This is a genomic window from Romboutsia sp. Marseille-P6047 (assembly GCF_900604535.1).
Taxonomy (GTDB): domain Bacteria; phylum Bacillota; class Clostridia; order Peptostreptococcales; family Peptostreptococcaceae; genus Romboutsia_E.
The window spans coordinates 20,297-39,384 of sequence record NZ_UWOT01000006.1 but is presented as its reverse complement, the minus strand read 5'-3'; the positions used below and the strand labels follow the sequence as shown (position 1 = coordinate 39,384).

The following is a 19,088-nucleotide window of genomic DNA, read 5'->3' as shown; positions in this document are numbered from 1 at the left end:
AAAATGAGAACGAAGGCAATTATAAGTAATTTCCTAAAAGCTATATAAAAAGGGCAAGGGGTAGTGTATAATACAAAACAAGAAGTAACAAAATTGTAATTTGACAAAATAAATTTTTCATCTAGGAGGCAATTTATGAAAAGAATGCTACTTATGACGGCAGCTGCTATGACTTTATTACTTACCCCGTGTGGATTATCTAAATCATATGCTGCAGAAAACTCATCAATAAACATAGAAAATACAATAATAGGACATATAAATGCATACACAGTAAACTTTAGAGATGGAGCTAGTTTAGATGCTAATATATACTATACATTAGATAAAAATGAAGAACTTCAAATAATTTCAAGTGAAGGAAATTGGACAAAGGTAATTCATAATAACCAAACTGGATATATATACTCTAAATATGTTACTAAAGATACTAAAGATATTGAAGTGTCAGATATAGAAAATTATTCATCAATAACTGTAAAAGCTACAGCATATGCTGGAGACACTATAACTTCAACAGGAACTACTCCAAAATGGGGAACTATAGCAGTTGATCCAAATGTTATACCTTATGGAACTAAAGTTTATATACCAGAATTTGATATGATATTTATAGCAGAAGATACAGGTAGTGCTATAAAAGGAAATAGAATAGATATATTTATGTATACAGAAGATAATTGTAATCAATGGGGTGTCAGGAATATAGAAATATATATAATATCATAAAAATAAAGGTCTTACATATTTGGTAAGACCTTTATTTTTTATATTTTATTTCCTGAAACTAAAAACATTAAAATATTATGCTTATCTTCACTTACTTTAAACTTACCTTCCATTCTACAATATATAAATACTACTAGACTTATAAATAATATATGACTTATAATACTATACTTAAAATTAAAATAATTGAATATATTCATATATATTCTACTTGTATAAACTAAAACTATGCTTAGTGTAAGAAATTCTAAAGCAAGAAACAATTCTTTAAAGTTATTTTTTATTATATCATTTATTAAGTTACTTTCATTATACAATTCATCTTGTAGATCTATATTAGTTGTTACAATCAAAACATCTAGTCTATGCTTTACAAATATAAATGAATATTTTAATACTCTTAATATATAAAATCCCATTATACAATATAATCTTATGTAGATATAGTTTAAAGCGTAGTTTAAGTAAGAAAATTTATATAGTATGTTTATAATCAATATATCTAATATCAAAAAAATTAAGTTTCTTATAAATATTCCTTTTTTATTAAATTTAGGTTGATACATAAAAAAATATTTATTTTTACTCATAAAATTATCTCCCATTATATTTTATATACACTATAAATTATAGGAATATTTATTTGATTTAACAACAATTACTTAGGTCTATAGTTATTTAAAAGAGACTTTTCTGCCATTTCCACTAAATTCTTAGTCATTTTACCACCAACCTGTTCTCCTGCAAGTACATTTTTAGCGATACCTTCTAATGTATTTTGGGGACTATTACATTCTACTTTATCATTTAATTCATCATAACTATATCCAAGTTCATTAGCTACTTCCATCTTCATCATATTTAAAGCTACTTTTGCATTTGAATTATTTATTTTATTTTTCATAATAAAATACACTCCTATGATTATATTTTAACAATAGTTTATACATATAACTGAAATTTATTAAGCATAATAAATAAAAAAAGGAGAAGTTGTTATGTTCGATGTAGCACCTATAGAATGGGTTGGATATCTAGCATCTATTTTAATCGTTGTATCACTAACAATGACAGATATAATGCGATTAAGAATAATAAATACACTAGGATGTATATGCTTTGTTATATATGGTTTATCTGTAAAAGCGTATCCAGTAGCCTTATCTAATCTAGCAATAATATTAATAAATTTCTATAACTTATATCAACTCAAAAATAATAAATAAAATAATATATTATAAAAATAAAGACATAAATTTATGTCTTTATTTTTATCTTTTACTTAGTTTTTTCAATTAAAATGATATAATATAGTCGTTGGATAATTAAACATGGGGGTAAAGTATAGATGAAAGAACTATTAGAGGTTAATCCTATAATTGGAGCTATAAAAAGTGATGACTGTATTGAAAGAGTAATAAATTCAGATTGTGAGGTAGTATTTCTGTTGAATGGAGATATAATTACATTAAGAGATAAGATAGATTTATTACATAAGAATAATAAAAAAGTATTTGTTCATATAGATATGATTACTGGGATATCTTCTAATCCAATAATTATAGATTATCTAAAAAAAGAATCAAATCTAGATGGAATTATAACTACAAAAACTAATATTGTAAAAAGAGCTGTTGAATTAAACATAGATGTTATTCAAAGATTTTTCTTTATAGATTCTATGTCTCTTGAAAATGCTATTGAAAGCTTAAGAAAGGTTAAGCCTCAAGCTATAGAAATTATGCCAGGTATTATACCTAAAGTTATAAAAAGAATCAATAAGGAATTTAGTAATATCCCTATAATTTGTGGTGGGCTTATTGATGAAAAAGAGGAAATAATAAAAGTTTTATCTTCTGGAGCTATGGCAGTATCAACTAGTAAATATGAAATTTGGTAGAAAAAATTAATTAATAAAGTAAAAAAGCTCGTTATATATATAACGAGCTTTTTGATTGACAAGGAAAATGTTTTCTATTAATATTTAATTAAGTTAATATTACGGCGAGAGATGAGAGAGCCATAGTCTTTACTATAGGCTTTTTGTGTTTATTTATGCTTAATATTAACTAGTATCTTTAAATAAATTAGTGAATAATTATTATATAATAAATGGGGGTAAAAATATGAGTAAGAAATACATAATGGCATTAGACCAAGGTACAACTAGTTCAAGATCAATACTATTTGATAAGTCTGGAAATATAGTAGCAACAGCACAAAAAGAATTTACACAAGTATATCCACATCCAGGTTGGGTAGAACATAATCCAATGGAAATATGGGGATCTCAAAGTGGGGTAATGAGAGAAGTTTTAGAAACAAACTATATATCTCCTAATGAAATAGCTGCTATTGGTATAACTAATCAAAGAGAAACTACAATAGTCTGGGATAAAAATACTGGTAAACCTATATATAATGCTATAGTATGGCAATGTAGAAGAACTTCTGAAATATGTGATGAATTAGAAGCTAAAGGGTATAAAGATATGATAAAAGAGAAAACAGGTCTTATACTAGATGCCTATTTCTCTGGAACTAAAATAAAATGGATACTTGATAATGTTGAAGGTGCAAGAGAAAAAGCTGATAATGGAGAGTTATTATTTGGTACAGTGGATACATGGCTAACTTGGAATTTAACTAGAGGTAAAGTTCATGTTACTGATTATACTAATGCTTCAAGAACAATGCTTTATAATATAAAAGAATTAAAATGGGACGATGAAATATTAGAAATATTAAATATACCTAAGAGTATGTTGCCTGAAGTTAAACCTTCAAGCTATATATATGGGTATACTGATGAGAATATGCTAGCTGGAGCTAAGATACCAATAGCAGGTTGTGCAGGAGATCAACAAGCTGCATTATTCGGTCAGACTTGTTTCGAAGAAGGTAGTGCTAAAAACACTTATGGAACAGGATGCTTTATGTTAATGAATACAGGAGAAAAACCTGTTGAATCTAAAAATGGATTAGTAACAACTATAGCATGGGGAGTAGATGGAAAAGTTGAGTATGCTTTAGAAGGAAGTATATTCGTAGGAGGAGCAGTTATTCAGTGGCTAAGAGATGAATTAAAGATATTATATAATGCTAAACAAAGTCAATTCTATGCTGAAAGTGTTGAGGATACAAATGGTGTATATATAGTTCCTGCATTTACAGGTCTTGGTGCACCACACTGGGATATGTATGCTAGAGGATGTGTAATGGGACTTACTCGTGGGGCTAATAGAGAACACTTAGTTCGTGCTGCTTTAGAATCTATAGCATACCAAGTTAAAGATGTTCTTCATGCTATGGAAGAAGACTCAGGATTGAAATTATCAAGCCTTAAAGTTGATGGAGGGGCAAGTTCTAATGACTTCTTAATGCAATTCCAATCTGATATATTAGATACAAATATAAATAGACCTAAAGTAGTTGAAACTACTGCTCTAGGAGCTGCATACTTAGCTGGTCTTGCTGTAGGATTCTATGAAAGCAAGGCTGATATTAAAAATTCTTGGATAATGGATAGAGAATTTACTCCAAGTATGAATGAAGATAAAAGAAATAAACTATATAAAGGATGGAAAAAAGCAGTTAAAAGATCTCTTGAATGGGCAAGAGAGGATAATGAAGAATTAGTAAAGTCTGAGTGTTAAGAATTAAAATTTCTAAAATTTACTGATAATTAATTAAATAGTCTATATAAATAATGAGATCCAAGAAATCGTTTTATTTAATTATTGACAATGGTTAATATCAGACTAGATAATAAAAGCCTTTCTATAAATTTATAGAAAGGCTTTTTAGTTTGACTTATTCAGATAATAAACTTAATAATTATAAATTAAAGAGGAATAAGTCCTAATTTGGATTTATTCCTCTTTAATTTGTATTTAAAAATTATCACATTATTTATAATTTTCAAGAGTATATATATTATATAATGGTATTTATGTAATATGGGGGAATGACTATGAACAATGTTTACAATATTGGTATTGATATAGGTTCCACTACAGTTAAAGTAGTTGTTTTAAAAAATAGAGATATAATTTATAAAGAATATACTAGACATTATTCTGATGTAAAAAAATCAGTAAGAAAAGTAATTAATAATATCTATGATGAATTAGGGAATATAAGAGCACGTATATTAATGACTGGTTCTGGAGGAATAAATATAGCAAAAGAAATTAAAATAGAGTTTGTGCAAGAAGTCATAGCTAGTACAAAAGCAATTGAAACTTTTAACCCAGAAGCTGATGTTGTTATAGAACTTGGAGGAGAAGATGCAAAAATAACCTATTTAACCGGTGGAATAGACCAAAGAATGAATGGTATTTGTGCCGGAGGAACTGGTGCCTTTATTGATCAAATGGCGTCACTATTAAAAACTGATGCTAAAGGTTTAAATGAACTTGCAAAAGGCTATGCTGTAATTTATCCAATAGCATCTCGATGTGGTGTTTTTGCTAAAACAGATATACAACCACTTATTAATGATGGGGCTAATAAAAGTGATATCGCTATGAGTATTTTTAATGCAGTTGTGGTTCAAACAGTAAGTGTATTATCATGTGGAAGACAAATAAAGGGTAATATAGCTTTTTTAGGAGGTCCATTATATTTTTTATCACAGCTAAGAGAAGCATTTAAAAACAATCTAAACTTAAAAGATGAAAATATAATATTTCCAAATAATGCTCAGCTATATGTTGCAATTGGAGCGGCATTGTTATCTGAAAAAGAAGATAGTATAGATTTAAAAACACTACTTTTAGAAATAGATAAATCACAAGAAAATATAACTTCAAATACAGACACTTTACAACCTTTGTTTTTAAATGAAGAGGAATATATAAATTTTATAAAAATACACGATAATAGCAATAAAGTAAAATATAAAAATATAAATGAACACTCTGGAAATTGCTACTTAGGTATTGATGCAGGTTCTACAACTACTAAAGCAACTTTGATTGATGATGATTGCAATATATTATATACATACTATAAAAGTAATGAAGGAAAGCCATTAGATTCAGTTATATATATATTAAAGGATATTTACTCTAAGCTTACTCCTAATAGTAAAATCGTTAACTCTACTGTTACTGGTTATGGAGAAGGATTTATAAAAAAAGCTCTTAGTATAGACATAGGTGAAATAGAAACTATAGCACACTATAAAGCAGCTAAATACTTTAATCAAAATGTAGATTTCATATTAGATATAGGCGGACAAGACATGAAATGCTTAAAAATAAAAAACGGTGTTATTGACAGTATTATTTTAAATGAAGCATGCTCTGCAGGCTGTGGTTCATTCTTAGAAACCTTTGCTCAATCATTATCTATGGATATAAAAGAATTTTCTAAAAAAGGCATCTACTCTAAAACTCCCATAGATTTAGGCTCTAAGTGTACGGTATTTATGAACTCTAAAGTAAAGCAAGCACAAAAAGAAGGTGCAAGTGTATCTGATATATCTGCTGGACTTTCTTATTCTATTATAAAAAATGCTTTATTTAAAGTGATCAAATTACACAATATATCTGAAATTGGTGAAAATATAGTTGTCCAAGGTGGTACTTTTTATAATGATTTAGTATTAAGAGCATTTGAGAAGCTTATAAATCATCATGTTATAAGACCTAATATATGCGGACTTATGGGAGCGTTTGGTTCAGCATTAATATCTAAAAATCAATATATTGACGGCTATAAAACTACTTTAATTAAAGAAAGTGATATAGATAATTTAAAATTTGAATCGTATGTAAAAAGATGTAATGGTTGTTCAAATAAATGCTTGTTAACTGTAAATGAATTTAATAATAAGGACATATATGTATCTGGTAACAGATGTGAAAAAGGGGAACTAATTATTAATAAAAAAAATACAAAACATACAGACTCAAAAAATGTAATTAATTTGTTTAACTATAAATACAATAGAGTATTTGAATATAAACCACTAAATATAGAAAAAGCATATCGTGGTGAAATAGGTATACCTAGATCCCTCAATATATATGAGGATTACCCATTTTGGTTTACATTTTTTAGTGAACTAGGCTTTAGGGTTGTTTTATCTAACAGATCTTCAAAAAGCGTTTATGAAAAGGGTATAAGCTCAATTGCATCAGAAAGTGTTTGTTATCCTGCTAAAATGGTTCATGGCCATATTGAAAATCTAATTGAAAAAAATATAAAAAATATATTTTATCCATCAGTTGTATATGAAACTTCAGAAGATAAATATAGCGATAATCATTTCAATTGTCCTGTAGTTACTTCTTACTCTGAAGTTATAAAAAATAATATGGAAAGCTTAAAATCTAATAATATAAATTTCATGAATCCATTTGTAACTATTAATAATAAGAAAAAACTAAAAAAAGTCCTTTATGATGAATTATATCATAAGTTTAATATTAATAAATCTGAAATATCTAATGCAGTAGATAAAGCAAGTATAGAACAAGAAAACTTTAAAAGTGATATCCAATATAAAGGTTTAGAATGCTTAAAGTACTTAGAAGAAAACAATAAAAAGGGTATTGTATTATGTGGAAGACCATATCATATAGACCCTGAAATAAACCATGGTATACCAGAATTAATAAATTCTTTAGATATGGCAGTACTTACAGAAGATTCAATCTGCCATTTATCGAATTTAAAAAGACCTCTAAGGGTTGTAGATCAATGGGTATATCATTCTAGATTATATAAAGCAGCTGATTTTATAAAAGATAAAACTTACTTAGAATTAGTTCAATTAAATTCCTTTGGATGTGGGATAGATGCTGTGACTACAGATCAAGTTCAAGAAATATTACAACAAAAAGGAAAAATATATACTTTAGTAAAAATAGATGAAGGTAATAATTTAGGTGCTGTAAAAATAAGACTTCGTTCTTTAAAGGCTGCTATTAAAGAGAGAGATTTAAATAATTCTATCTCATTAGAATCAAAAATAACTGAATATAAAAGAAGTCCTAAAGATCCTTTAAGAAATACCATATTAGTACCTCAGATGGCACCTATACATTTTGATTTATTCGAAAAAGCAATTAATCTAAGTGGTATAAATTTAGAGGTTCTAAAAGACACAAATAAAGAGATTATAGAAGAAGGTCTAAAATATGTAAATAATGATGCTTGCTATCCAGCTATTATTACTATTGGTCAATTAGTAAAAGCCTTGAAATCAGGTAAGTATGATTTAAATACTACCTCAGTCGCTATAACACAAACAGGTGGAGGATGTCGTGCAACTAATTATATTGGTTTTTTAAGAAAAGCAATTAAAGATGCTGGTTTTAAAGATATACCAGTAATATCGCTTAATGTTAGCGGATTAGATGGTATAAATATAGCTAAAAAAATAACTCCTAAGCTAATAAATCGTTTATTTATGGCTTGTATCTATGGTGATTTATTGATGAAAGTTCTTTATAGAGTAAGACCCTATGAAAAATATAAAGGAAGTGCTAATCAATTATTTAATAAGTGGATGGATATCTGTAAAGATGCCTTAATAGATTGTAAAATATCTAAATTTAAAGAAAATATTAAAAATATAGTTTATGAATTTGATAATTTAGAAGTAGTAGACATGCTAAAACCTAAAGTTGGATTAGTAGGAGAGATACTTGTTAAGTTTCACCCTATAGCAAATAATAATTTAGTTGATATAATAGAATCTGAAGGTGCTGAAGCTATTGTACCAGATTTAACTAACTTCTTTTTAACATGTGCTTATAATACTAACTATAAAAATGAATATTTAGAAGGTAGATATAAGAATAAGCTACTTGGAAATTTATTTATTAAAATTGTAGATATATATCAAAATGTATATAAAAATGAACTAAAAAAGAGCACGCGATTCTCACCTCCAGAACATATTAAAGTTATTGCTGAAAATACAAGTTCCGTAGTATCTATTGGAAATCAAACGGGAGAGGGATGGCTACTTACAGGAGAAATGATAGAGCTTATACATGAAGGAATTAATAATATAATATGTATGCAACCATTTGGATGTTTGCCAAACCATATTGTTGGTAAAGGACCTATAAAAGAATTAAAGAGATTATATAATGATGTAAATATAATACCTATAGATTATGACCCTTCAGCAAGTGAGGTTAATCAATTAAATAGAATAAAATTAATGCTTTCTAAGGCTTTTAAGAGTATTGATATTACAAATAATAGTAATTTAGATTTAAGTGAAAAATATTCAGATTTTAATGATAAAAAAATGTATAAAATTAATCTTGATAATGTTAAAGTTAACAATTAATAAAAGGCGTGTATATAAATACATTAGTATTTATATACACGCCTATATAGAATAACATAAATTATTTTTCTATATACATAAACTCGGTAAACTTTTTATAGTCATCATACTTTTCGTTAATTATCTTTATATAAAACTCTTCAGATCTAAAAGAAAACATCTCTTCATAAGATTTATAATTTAATTTAATTTCGTCTCTAACATCTGATATATCTTTTTTTATTTCTACTACGTTTTTTATTTCAGCTTTATCTTGTAGATTTGGATTGTACTTTAATTCAAATTTATATATTCGCCCACATTTAGAGCATACTGCTATTATTTGACTTGATAATCCTACTAATGTACTAGTAATATCTTTCTCTATTGAATTGGAGTGTGTAAATAACACTCTGTATTTTTTCGAGTCACCACAAGTGCAAATCGTCTTTTCTAAGTCAGAATTAAATATGTATCTTGGAGTATATATCATAAGTTTGCCTCCTTTTAAAATAATTCTTATATTTCAATATAATTGTATCACCTTATAGTCCTACTTTCATCATATGCTAAAAAATAATCTTTATTAAAAAAATAATAATCATATAAAGGTTAATATATGCTTAATAAACAAATAATTGAAGCTTATTTCAGATATTAAGTCAAAAAAAACAGTGTTTTTAAAATGCTAATTTATTTATCATAGTAAAATATAGTTATATAGTTGCAAATTCATACTAACTTTATATGCTTTGTTTTTATATAATCTTAAAATTGCAAGTTCTATAAAATTTATTGCAATTTTATTTATTGATGTACAATTTATAAAAAGAATATTTAGAAAATTCTTAAACCGGTGCGCATCTAAAAAAGGAGGGATTTACTTATGAGATTTTTAACAGTTGGTGATTGTGCTATATCAGTTGAGTTTGGAAATGAAATCAATGCTGAAATAAATAATAAAATAATAGTTTTTAATAATATAATAAAAGATTCTAATATTAATGGAATTATTGAAACTGTACCATCATTTAGATCGTTACTAGTTTATTATGATCCTTTAAAATTGTATTTTATGAAATTAAAGATATATTATCCAACCTATATAAAAAATTAGATATAAAAAAACAATAACAAAAGAATTATAGAAATACCAGTTTGCTATGATAAAGATTTTGGTGTCGATTTAGAATTTGTTGGAGATTATACAAATCTTTCTTTAGATGAAGTTATTAAGCTTCATAGCGAGAAAGAATACTTAATTTATATGTTAGGTTTTTTACCTGGATTTGCTTATTTAGGAGGAATGAATAAAAAATTAAATACTCCAAGATTAAATACTCCAAGATTAAATTTAGAAGTAGGATCAGTAGGAATCGGTGGAGAGCAAACCGGTATATATCCATTAGTTTCTCCTGGGGGATGGAGAATCATCGGTAGAACACCTTTAAAACTATATGATATAAATAGAGAAGATACTATATTATATAAAGCTGGAGATTATATTAAATTCATACCAATAGATAAAGACGAATTTTATGAAATAGAAAATTTAGCTAATAAAGGTAAATACGAATTGAAGATACTTGAAAGGAGTGCTTAACATTGGGAATCATAATAAGAGAAGGAGGATTATATACCACAGTACAAGACCTTGGAAGAATAGGATATCAAGATCTTGGATTTTCGGTATGTGGTGCAATGGATAAAAACTCACTTAAGATAGCTAATATGTTAGTTAATAATAAAGATAATGAGGCATGCTTAGAAGTAACTTTAGTTGGTCCTATTTTAGAATTTACTAAAAATAATATTATTGCGATTACCGGTGGTAATCTACAGCCTAAGTTAAATGAAATTAAAGTAGATATGAATAAGGCTATAGTAGTAAAAAAAGGAGATATATTATCTTTTGAAAGTGCTATTGATGGAGCTAGATCTTACATAAGTTTTTCTGGTGGGCTTGATATACCGACTATTATGGGGAGTAAATCTACAAATGTAAAGTGTTCGATAGGTGGATATAATGGTAGGACATTAAAAAAAGGTGATTTTATTAAATTTAAATCACCTAAAGAATACATACCTAATTTTGCATCAAAAAATATTATTAATAATGAAACCTACGGCAATAAGGTTATTTTAAGGGTAATATTAGGTCCGCAAGATGATGCATTTACAAATGAAGGATTAAATACATTTTTATCATCTACATATAAAGTTACAAAAGAGTTCGATAGAATGGGTTGTAGACTTAATGGTCCCGAAATAGAGCATAAAAAACAAGCTGATATAATTTCAGATGGAATAGTACTAGGATCTATACAAGTTCCATCTCATGGTAAACCTATAATAATGCTAACAGATAGACAAACAACTGGTGGATATACCAAAATAGGAACAGTTATATCGGTTGATATATGCAAATTAGCTCAATGTAAAACTGGAGATATCATAAACTTCAAACAAATATCTTTAGAAGAAGCTCAAGTCTTATATAAAGAAGAATATTTTAAATTTGAAGAGATAAGGAAGCAAATAAATAAGCCTTGTGTTGAAATTTTAAACCCAAGAGTTACATCAATAAAAATAGAAAAGTTACTAATTAAGGGGAGATTAAATAATGGAATATGATAAATTATTAGAATTAATAAATGTAATAGGAACATCTTCTTTAACAAAATTCACTTACAAAGAAGGAGATATGAAAATAGAATTAGAGAAAAAATACGAAAATACAAATCAAATACTTAAAGAAGATAGACAATTAAGCAAATCTTTAATTGAAAACAATAATACTAACTATGAATATATAAAATCACCTTTAGTCGGTACATTTTACAAATCACCATCTGAAAATGAAGATGCCTTTGTCTCAATAGGAGATAAAATTAGTAAAAATCAAGTTTTAGGAATAATAGAAGCAATGAAGGTTATGAATGAAGTTACAAGTAATGTTGACGGAATAATAGAAGATATTTTGATAGAAAATAATGAAACTGTAGAATACAGTCAAGTATTATTTAAAATTAAACTAATTTAGATATTGGAGATTTAACTATGTTTAATAAAATACTAATTGCAAATAGAGGAGAAATTGCAGTTCGAATAATAAGAGCTTGTAAAACTTTAAAAATAAAAACTGTTGCTATTTACTCTGAGGCAGATGTAAACTCTCTTCATGTAGAATTAGCTGACGAAAAGATTTGTATTGGCCCAGCAAGTCCTAAAGAAAGTTATTTAGATATGAACAAAATTATAAGTTCTGCTTTAGTTACGAATTGCGATGCAATACATCCAGGATTTGGATTTTTATCTGAAAATAGTTCTTTTGTAAGTTTATGTAAAGACAATAATATAAAATTTATAGGTCCAGATAGTAAGGTAATAGACTGTATGGGGAATAAATCTCAAGCTAGAAATACAATGATTAGTGCAGGGATTCCGGTTATACCTGGAAGTGAAATACCAATATATAAAAGCGAAGATGGAAAGAAAGTCGCAGATAAAATAGGATACCCAGTCATTATAAAAGCTTCTTCCGGAGGAGGAGGAAAGGGGATGAGAGTAGTTGAGTTAGAAAGTGATTTTAATAAATTATTTAACTTAGCTCAAAGAGAATCATTAAATGCATTTAATGATGACACAATGTATATAGAAAAATACATAAAAAATCCAAGACATATAGAAATACAAATACTAGCCGATCAATATAATAATGTTATTCATCTCGGAGAAAGAGACTGTTCTATACAAAGAATGCATCAAAAGATGATTGAAGAGTCCCCTTCGCCTATTATTAACGAAAACTTAAGAACAACATTAGGAGAGTATGCTGTTAAAGCTGCAAAAGCTGTTAATTATGAAAATGCAGGTACTGTAGAGTTCTTAGTAGATAATGAGTTGAATTTTTATTTTATAGAAATGAATACTAGAATTCAAGTAGAACATCCTGTTACAGAAATGGTTACAGGCATAGATTTAATCAAAGAACAAATTAAAATTGCTTACGGATATAAACTATCTTACACTCAAGATAATATTAATATTAATGGTCATGCAATAGAATGTAGAATAAATGCCGAGGATCCATCAAAAAACTTTATTCCCTCTCCTGGAAGAATAAATACACTTCATCTTCCTGGCGGTAATGGAGTAAGAATTGATACATCAATATATTGTGGATATGAGTTACCATCCTGTTATGATTCCATGATTGCAAAGATTATAGTACTAGGAAATGATAGAGACGAAGCTATCGAAAAAATGAAAGTCTCATTGGATGAGTTGGTTATAAACGGAATAGAAACAAATGCAAATTTTCAATATTCAATTATGAATAACAAGATTTATATAGAAGGTAGAGCAAATACTGGATTTATAGAAGATCTATTATCATAATATAAAATACTAATTATAATGAGGTATAAAAATGTTAAAAGTTGATTTAAATTGTGACTTAGGAGAAAGCTTCGGAAAATATCAATTAGGTTTAGACGAAGACGTAATAAAGTATATATCATCAGCTAATATAGCTTGTGGATTTCATGCATCAGATCCATTAGTTATGGAAAAAACAGTAGATTTAGCTAAAAAAAATAATGTATCTATAGGAGCTCACCCAGGTTATCCTGATTTGTTAGGTTTCGGAAGAAGAAATATGAATATATCTTTAGATGAAGCTAAAGCATATATAAAGTATCAATTAGGTGCACTTTATTCATTTTGTAAATGTAAAAATATAAAGTTATCTCATATTAAACCACATGGTGCATTTTATAATATGGCAGCTGTTGACTATGACCTTGCAAAAAGTATCTGTGAATCTATATACGAATTTGATAAAGAGATTATTTTATTAGGACTTTCTAATAGCCAAATGATTAAAGCTGCAAATGATATAGGAATTAGGTATGCTAGAGAAGTTTTTGCAGATAGAGCTTATGAAGATAATGGTTCCTTAGTCGATAGGAGTAAGGATGGTGCCCTCATAGCTGATGAAAGTTTAGCTGTATCCAGAGTTATAGAAATGATAAAGAATAAAAGAGTCAAGACTATAACTGGTAAATACATAGATATTGAAGTTGATTCAATATGTGTTCATGGAGATAGCATTAAGGCATTAGAGTTTGTTAAGACTATAAAAAATAAATTAGAGAATGAAAATATAAAAATAGCACCATTAGATGACATTGTAAAAATTTAAAAAGAAGAAGGGAGTTTTTATATGGAAGCACTAAAAGAAAATAATATAAAAAAAGAAAGTATATTAAAAGAAAGATTAAAAAATATTGGCCCAGGAGCCTTAATAGCAGCAGGATTTATCGGACCGGGAACGATAACTACCGCTACAAAATCCGGTGCAAGTAGTGGGTATACTTTGTTGTGGGCAATGCTATTTTCTACAATAGCTACTATCATATTTCAAGAAATGGCTGCTCGGCTTGGAATCGTAACTCAAAAAGGTCTTGGTGAGAATATAAGAGAGAAAATATCAAATAAAACTCTTAAAGTAATTGCTATATTTATAGTAATAGTTGCAATATTCATAGGTAATATAGCCTATGAAACTGGAAACTTAGTTGGTGGTTCAATAGGTTTATCTACATTAATGCCATCAATACCAAACACAATTTGGGCTCCAATTTTAGGACTAATAGCATTTGTACTTTTATGGTCAGGTAATTATAAAAAAATAGAAAAGATGTTAATTGGCTTAGTATTAGTTATGAGTGTTACTTTCTTTACTACGGCAATAGTATCAAAGCCTGACTTAGGATCAATCATAAAAGGATTGTTCATCCCTAGAGCAGGTACTAATGATTGGTTAACAATAGTTGGTCTTATAGGTACAACTGTAGTTCCCTATAATTTATTTTTACATGCTTCTACTGTATCAGAAAGATGGAAAAATGTAGAAGATATAAAAAATGCTAGAATAGATACAGTTTTATCTATTGGATTAGGTGGATTAATATCTATGGCTGTTATAATATCAGCATCAGCTTCTTTTTATGGTAGTGGTATAGATATAGATAGTGGAGCAGTTATGGCGCAGCAATTAGAACCATTATTAGGTTCTTGGGCAAAATGGTTCTTTGGTATAGGTTTATTTGCAGCTGGTTTCACTTCTACAATAACATCTCCACTATCTGCTGCATTTGCTACAGCAGGTGCTCTTGGATATAAAAAAGACATGAAGAGTATGAAGTTTAAATCTATATGGATGGTAGTTCTTGGTGTGGGTATAATATTAAGTGCTTTAGGAATGTCATCAAGCCCTACAGAATTAATACTTATAGCACAAGCTGCAAATGCTGTAATACTTCCTATAATAGCATTGTTTTTAATATTAGTATTAAATCATAAAGATTTAGGAAAGTATAAGAATAAATTATGGAATAATGTTTTAGGTATATTTATATTAGGTGTAACTTTAGTAATAAGCTATCGTTCATTATTATCGTTTATAACAGCATTGAAAGGATTATTTTAATAACAATATAATAAAAGGCTTACTTAAATATAGTAAGTCCTTTATTATATATTAAGACATTAAAAATATAAGATCTACGAAAATACCAATTATTGAGCATAAAATATTTTCGATAATAAGTATTTTTGCACAAGCCTTATTATATTGAAGTATTTTACAAGCAAAAACTATTCCAAACGAAATAATCAAGGGTCTAAAACCTGTAACATTTATTAATGAACAAATAACAGCTAGATAAAAATACCCTATATATCCGATTTTCATTTATACTACCTCCTTGAAAGTAGTATTATATACTTTATACTATTTAATTTATTATGTTATTTTGAATATACTCTATACTGTCTTCTATTTTATTAAATATCTTTTGCGATATAAGCATTCTTTCAATACCTTTATATTTAATATAATTATCAAAAACCTTATCTACATTTATATAAATCTTATTTTTTATTTTATTTATATAAATACATCTTGTGTAATCATATTTAATATTAAAATTACAATTTTATTTGACTTTGTTTGTAATAGCTTATAATTACCTAAATTTATATTAGACTTTATTATATCAAGCATAAAATATAACCTCCAAAGCTTTATGTACAGAGATTATTTCCAATTTATACTTAATTTAATCTTATATCTTAGATTAAATTGCATATATAACAAAAAAGAACAAATGTTTGCATAACTAAAATTGGCACTTTTATATAAATTAAAAATAAAAACTAATATTCAATATAAAATATATACTAGATACAATTATAATATTTGTTTACTAAGAATATGTGATAGTATTTAAGGAATATAGGTAGATAATAGATATTTTATAGACATGATTAACTTTTATAAAATAATAAGTAAAGGCTAGTAGTGCATTATCTACCAGCCCTTATTGTTGTAACAGACTTTTCTTTATGTTTAAAAAAGCAAATTTTAATAATATAGGAGAAATAATTGTAGTGGCTACGACAACAATTATAACGGGACCTAACATAGATGTTGATATTAACCCTATTGCAGCACCTTTGCTTGCTACTATAAGTGCAACCTCACCTCTAGATACCATACCGATACCTATTTGAATAGATTCCTTATTAGAGAACTTACATAATTTAGCTCCAATACCTGCACCAATTATTTTAGTGATAATAGCAATTATAGTTAAAATTACTGCAAATAATATGACATTTAAATCCATTTTAGGTAATACTACTTTAAGTCCTATACTTGCAAAAAATACAGGAGATAATAAAGCATATGAAACTATATTTAATCTATTCGATATAAACTCTTTTCTATCAATATTAGATAGAACTAAACCTGCAATAAAAGCTCCTGTTATATCAGCAACACCAAATACTTCTTCTGATATATAAGATAATAATAAACAAAATACAAAAGATGCTATTATAAACCTTCTTCTATCTCTGTTTTCATATCTTGACCAAGCCTTAAATACTTTATAAGCTATAAATCCTACTACCCCTACAAAAATAAAGAACACAATTATTTTAAAAAGAACTAAACCTATACTTATTGATGTATCTTTTAAGCTAGTTACAATAGTTAGAGCTATAATTCCCAATATATCGTCTATAATTGCAGCTCCTAGTATAGCTGTACCTGCTTGTGTATTTAATTTACCCATTTCTTTCAATGTTTCTACCGTAATACTAACTGAAGTTGCAGTTAATATTATTCCTATAAATATATTTTGCAAAATAATACTACCGCTAGTTTCGTTATATAATTCTGGAATTCTAAAGAAGTGAGCAAATAAAAATCCTCCTAATAGAGGAATTACAACACCAAGTGAAGCTATTATAAATGAAGCTTTTCCAGTACTCTTAAGTTCTTGTAAATCTGATTCAAGACCTGCGCAAAACATCAAAACAATAACACCTAATTCTGATAATTGTATTATAAAATCTGTTTCACTTAATACATTAAACATAGCTGGCCCAAGTATTAACCCTGCCAGTAGTGCACCAACCACTTGAGGCATTTGGAACTTTTTTGTTATTATTCCAAGTACCTTTGTACTTAACAGTATTAGAGCTAAGTCTAATAAAAAATTATATGACAGCATTTAAACCCATCCCCTTTTTCTCACATAATATTAATATCGGTTGGAAACATCTTTAATAGTTAGTCTAGTTATGTGAGTTAACTTTGTCAACTTGATTTAGCAATAAATAAATCATTATATACTTTATCTTACTTAAATAAATTACATATAGTTACTCTAAAAATAATATTTTTAAATAAAATGTTTAAATATAAAAAAATATATTATTTTGATATAATAAACTTTATAAGTACTTATAAATTAATACATAGGAGGATATATATGAATAAAAAGACAGTATTAATTACAGGAGCTTCAAGAGGTATCGGAAGAGCTATTGCAAAAACTTTTGCAGAAAATAACTATAATGTGATAATAAACTATAATAAATCAGAAGAAGAAGCTAAAAATTTATATAATGAACTTAACGATAAAGGATATTCAGTTAGAATTTTTAAAGCTGATGTTTCTAATATAATTGAAGTTAATTCATTGGTAAATTATTGTATAGGCCAATTTGAAAAAATAGATGTTTTAATCAATAATGCAGGTATAAGTAAAACAAATTTATTTACAGATATTACTTATGAAGAATGGAACGAAGTCATGAATGTAAATTTAAATAGTGTATTTTATACAACTAAAAAAGCATTACAATATATGATACCTGAGATGAGTGGTAAAATAATAAATATATCATCTATCTGGGGGATAGCAGGTGGTGCATATGAAGTTCATTATTCAGCTTCTAAAGCAGCATTAATCGGGATGTCAAAAGCTTTAGCTAAAGAACTTGGACCTTCTAATATAACAGTTAACTGTATAGCACCTGGTGTAATAAAAACAGATATGTTAAATAATATAAGTGATGATACTTTAGATATGCTAAAAGAAGAAACACCTCTTATGAGACTTGGAACTCCTGAAGATATCGCAAGATGTGCATTATTTTTAGCAAATGAAGGTGGAGACTTTATTACGGGTCAAGTAATAAGTCCTAATGGTGGATTTATAATATAAATAAGTAAAAGGATGAGTTTGTAAATGCTATCTCATCCTTTTACTTATTTATTCATTTATATCATCAACTTTTTTACCTTCAGGATATGGATTATTGCTATTTATAACTCTAAATCCTACTATATCTGTGGTTTCACTATCAGTGCTTTCTTCAATATCTAAAGCATCTTTTATTTGTTTACTTTGATCGTCATATTTATTTAATACAAGTTCTTCAGTCATTGTATCCATATCTTTTATTTTTTTCATTTTATCCTCCTTTATATTATATAAAATTATATATCTATAAATTAGGTTTATATTTTAATAAAATATATATTCAAGAAAATAAAACTTTATTTTGAATAATTTAATACAATATGGTTACTATATTAGTAGTAGATAATTACTTATCTACTTTCTAAGCCTACTATACAAAGCCTAGAGTATTCTATCCGTTTACTAGTATCCTTTGGAGGTTTAGAATAAATGCTTAG

17 protein-coding genes and 1 pseudogene are annotated in these 19,088 nt (G+C 27.1%); 12 read left to right on the top strand and 6 right to left on the bottom strand.

All coding sequences use genetic code 11. From position 1 onward, the window contains the following. The first annotated feature begins 135 nt into the window (after positions 1 to 135). The gene (locus EIH23_RS07750; protein WP_207734771.1) at positions 136 to 729 is read left to right on the top strand and encodes a 3D domain-containing protein; all 594 of its coding nucleotides are present in this window, start codon (positions 136 to 138) and stop codon (positions 727 to 729) included. 38 nt (positions 730 to 767) lie between these two features. Here EIH23_RS07750 and EIH23_RS07745 read toward each other — a convergent pair whose 3' ends face one another. Further along, positions 768 to 1,319, bottom strand: coding sequence for a hypothetical protein (locus EIH23_RS07745; RefSeq protein WP_122639664.1), 552 nt, complete (start codon positions 1,317 to 1,319; stop codon positions 768 to 770). A 68-nt stretch (positions 1,320 to 1,387) separates the two neighbouring features. Then, positions 1,388 to 1,633 carry a small, acid-soluble spore protein, alpha/beta type gene (locus EIH23_RS07740; RefSeq protein ID WP_122639662.1) on the bottom strand — a complete coding sequence of 82 codons (246 nt, stop codon included), beginning with the start codon at positions 1,631 to 1,633 and terminating at the stop codon, positions 1,388 to 1,390. Between the two features lie 94 nt (positions 1,634 to 1,727). Here EIH23_RS07740 and EIH23_RS07735 point away from each other — a divergent pair, with 94 nt between their 5' ends. The 4 genes from EIH23_RS07735 to EIH23_RS07720 all read left to right on the top strand — a co-directional run bounded on the left by EIH23_RS07735 (position 1,728) and on the right by EIH23_RS07720 (position 9,046). Then, positions 1,728 to 1,955 (top strand): YgjV family protein, encoded by a 228-nt coding sequence (locus EIH23_RS07735; protein WP_122639660.1) that lies wholly within the window; start codon positions 1,728 to 1,730, stop codon positions 1,953 to 1,955. Between the two features lie 122 nt (positions 1,956 to 2,077). Next, entirely contained in the window at positions 2,078 to 2,629 is a 552-nt protein-coding gene (locus EIH23_RS07730) for a glycerol-3-phosphate responsive antiterminator (RefSeq protein ID WP_122639658.1), read from the top strand. Between the two features lie 226 nt (positions 2,630 to 2,855). Continuing rightward, positions 2,856 to 4,385 (top strand): glycerol kinase GlpK, encoded by a 1,530-nt coding sequence (gene glpK, locus EIH23_RS07725; protein WP_122639656.1) that lies wholly within the window; start codon positions 2,856 to 2,858, stop codon positions 4,383 to 4,385. Positions 4,386 to 4,702: 317 nt separating this feature from the next. After that, complete coding sequence (locus tag EIH23_RS07720) at positions 4,703 to 9,046, top strand: 2-hydroxyacyl-CoA dehydratase (RefSeq protein ID WP_122639654.1); 4,344 nt, start codon at positions 4,703 to 4,705, stop codon at positions 9,044 to 9,046. Positions 9,047 to 9,107: 61 nt separating this feature from the next. Here EIH23_RS07720 and EIH23_RS07715 read toward each other — a convergent pair whose 3' ends face one another. Next, a complete protein-coding gene (locus EIH23_RS07715) occupies positions 9,108 to 9,518 on the bottom strand; it encodes a hypothetical protein (protein WP_122639652.1) in 411 nt (136 codons plus the stop codon). Between the two features lie 393 nt (positions 9,519 to 9,911). Here EIH23_RS07715 and pxpB point away from each other — a divergent pair. The 6 genes and pseudogenes from pxpB to EIH23_RS07685 all read left to right on the top strand — a co-directional run bounded on the left by pxpB (position 9,912) and on the right by EIH23_RS07685 (position 15,521). Continuing rightward, positions 9,912 to 10,628, top strand: a pseudogene (gene pxpB / locus EIH23_RS07710) (5-oxoprolinase subunit PxpB). Positions 10,629 to 10,630: 2 nt separating this feature from the next. After that, complete coding sequence (locus tag EIH23_RS07705; RefSeq protein WP_122639651.1) at positions 10,631 to 11,659, top strand: biotin-dependent carboxyltransferase family protein; 1,029 nt, start codon at positions 10,631 to 10,633, stop codon at positions 11,657 to 11,659. After that, positions 11,649 to 12,068: an acetyl-CoA carboxylase biotin carboxyl carrier protein gene (locus tag EIH23_RS07700; protein ID WP_122639649.1), complete on the top strand. Its 420-nt coding sequence runs from the start codon at positions 11,649 to 11,651 to the stop codon at positions 12,066 to 12,068. Before EIH23_RS07705 ends, EIH23_RS07700 begins: the two co-directional genes overlap by 11 nt. Positions 12,069 to 12,085: 17 nt before the next feature. Further along, complete coding sequence (locus EIH23_RS07695; protein ID WP_122639647.1) at positions 12,086 to 13,426, top strand: acetyl-CoA carboxylase biotin carboxylase subunit; 1,341 nt, start codon at positions 12,086 to 12,088, stop codon at positions 13,424 to 13,426. A 31-nt stretch (positions 13,427 to 13,457) separates the two neighbouring features. Beyond that, positions 13,458 to 14,231, top strand: coding sequence for a LamB/YcsF family protein (locus EIH23_RS07690; protein WP_122639645.1), 774 nt, complete (start codon positions 13,458 to 13,460; stop codon positions 14,229 to 14,231). A 21-nt stretch (positions 14,232 to 14,252) separates the two neighbouring features. Then, positions 14,253 to 15,521, top strand: a complete 1,269-nt coding sequence (locus tag EIH23_RS07685) for an Nramp family divalent metal transporter (protein ID WP_122639644.1) — start codon at positions 14,253 to 14,255, stop codon at positions 15,519 to 15,521. 51 nt (positions 15,522 to 15,572) lie between these two features. Here EIH23_RS07685 and EIH23_RS07680 read toward each other — a convergent pair whose 3' ends face one another. Beyond that, entirely contained in the window at positions 15,573 to 15,785 is a 213-nt protein-coding gene (locus tag EIH23_RS07680; protein WP_122639643.1) for a hypothetical protein, read from the bottom strand. 628 nt (positions 15,786 to 16,413) lie between these two features. Further along, the gene (locus EIH23_RS07675) at positions 16,414 to 17,613 is read right to left on the bottom strand and encodes a cation:proton antiporter (RefSeq protein ID WP_122639642.1); all 1,200 of its coding nucleotides are present in this window, start codon (positions 17,611 to 17,613) and stop codon (positions 16,414 to 16,416) included. Positions 17,614 to 17,874: 261 nt separating this feature from the next. On the opposite strand from EIH23_RS07675, the gene ymfI reads away from it, so the two are divergent. Next, positions 17,875 to 18,612, top strand: a complete 738-nt coding sequence (ymfI, locus tag EIH23_RS07670; protein ID WP_122639641.1) for an elongation factor P 5-aminopentanone reductase — start codon at positions 17,875 to 17,877, stop codon at positions 18,610 to 18,612. Between the two features lie 48 nt (positions 18,613 to 18,660). On the opposite strand, the gene EIH23_RS07665 is transcribed toward ymfI, so the two are convergent. Further along, complete coding sequence (locus tag EIH23_RS07665; protein WP_122639640.1) at positions 18,661 to 18,861, bottom strand: hypothetical protein; 201 nt, start codon at positions 18,859 to 18,861, stop codon at positions 18,661 to 18,663. Positions 18,862 to 19,088: the final 227 nt, after the last annotated feature.

Bases quoted from the DNA above. Each gene is read 5' to 3' on its own strand.
- EIH23_RS07675 (WP_122639642.1), bottom strand. From the start codon at position 17,613: ATGCTGTCATATAATTTTTTATTAGACTTAGCTCTAATACTGTTAAGT.
- EIH23_RS07735 (WP_122639660.1), top strand. From the start codon at position 1,728: ATGTTCGATGTAGCACCTATAGAATGGGTTGGATATCTAGCATCTATT.
- EIH23_RS07695 (WP_122639647.1), top strand. From the start codon at position 12,086: ATGTTTAATAAAATACTAATTGCAAATAGAGGAGAAATTGCAGTTCGA.
- EIH23_RS07680 (WP_122639643.1), bottom strand. From the start codon at position 15,785: ATGAAAATCGGATATATAGGGTATTTTTATCTAGCTGTTATTTGTTCA.
- EIH23_RS07745 (WP_122639664.1), bottom strand. From the start codon at position 1,319: ATGAGTAAAAATAAATATTTTTTTATGTATCAACCTAAATTTAATAAA.
- ymfI (WP_122639641.1), top strand. From the start codon at position 17,875: ATGAATAAAAAGACAGTATTAATTACAGGAGCTTCAAGAGGTATCGGA.
- EIH23_RS07720 (WP_122639654.1), top strand. From the start codon at position 4,703: ATGAACAATGTTTACAATATTGGTATTGATATAGGTTCCACTACAGTT.
- EIH23_RS07690 (WP_122639645.1), top strand. From the start codon at position 13,458: ATGTTAAAAGTTGATTTAAATTGTGACTTAGGAGAAAGCTTCGGAAAA.
- EIH23_RS07715 (WP_122639652.1), bottom strand. From the start codon at position 9,518: ATGATATATACTCCAAGATACATATTTAATTCTGACTTAGAAAAGACG.
- glpK (WP_122639656.1), top strand. From the start codon at position 2,856: ATGAGTAAGAAATACATAATGGCATTAGACCAAGGTACAACTAGTTCA.
- EIH23_RS07730 (WP_122639658.1), top strand. From the start codon at position 2,078: ATGAAAGAACTATTAGAGGTTAATCCTATAATTGGAGCTATAAAAAGT.
- EIH23_RS07750 (WP_207734771.1), top strand. From the start codon at position 136: ATGAAAAGAATGCTACTTATGACGGCAGCTGCTATGACTTTATTACTT.
- EIH23_RS07740 (WP_122639662.1), bottom strand. From the start codon at position 1,633: ATGAAAAATAAAATAAATAATTCAAATGCAAAAGTAGCTTTAAATATG.
- EIH23_RS07700 (WP_122639649.1), top strand. From the start codon at position 11,649: ATGGAATATGATAAATTATTAGAATTAATAAATGTAATAGGAACATCT.
- EIH23_RS07665 (WP_122639640.1), bottom strand. From the start codon at position 18,861: ATGAAAAAAATAAAAGATATGGATACAATGACTGAAGAACTTGTATTA.
- EIH23_RS07685 (WP_122639644.1), top strand. From the start codon at position 14,253: ATGGAAGCACTAAAAGAAAATAATATAAAAAAAGAAAGTATATTAAAA.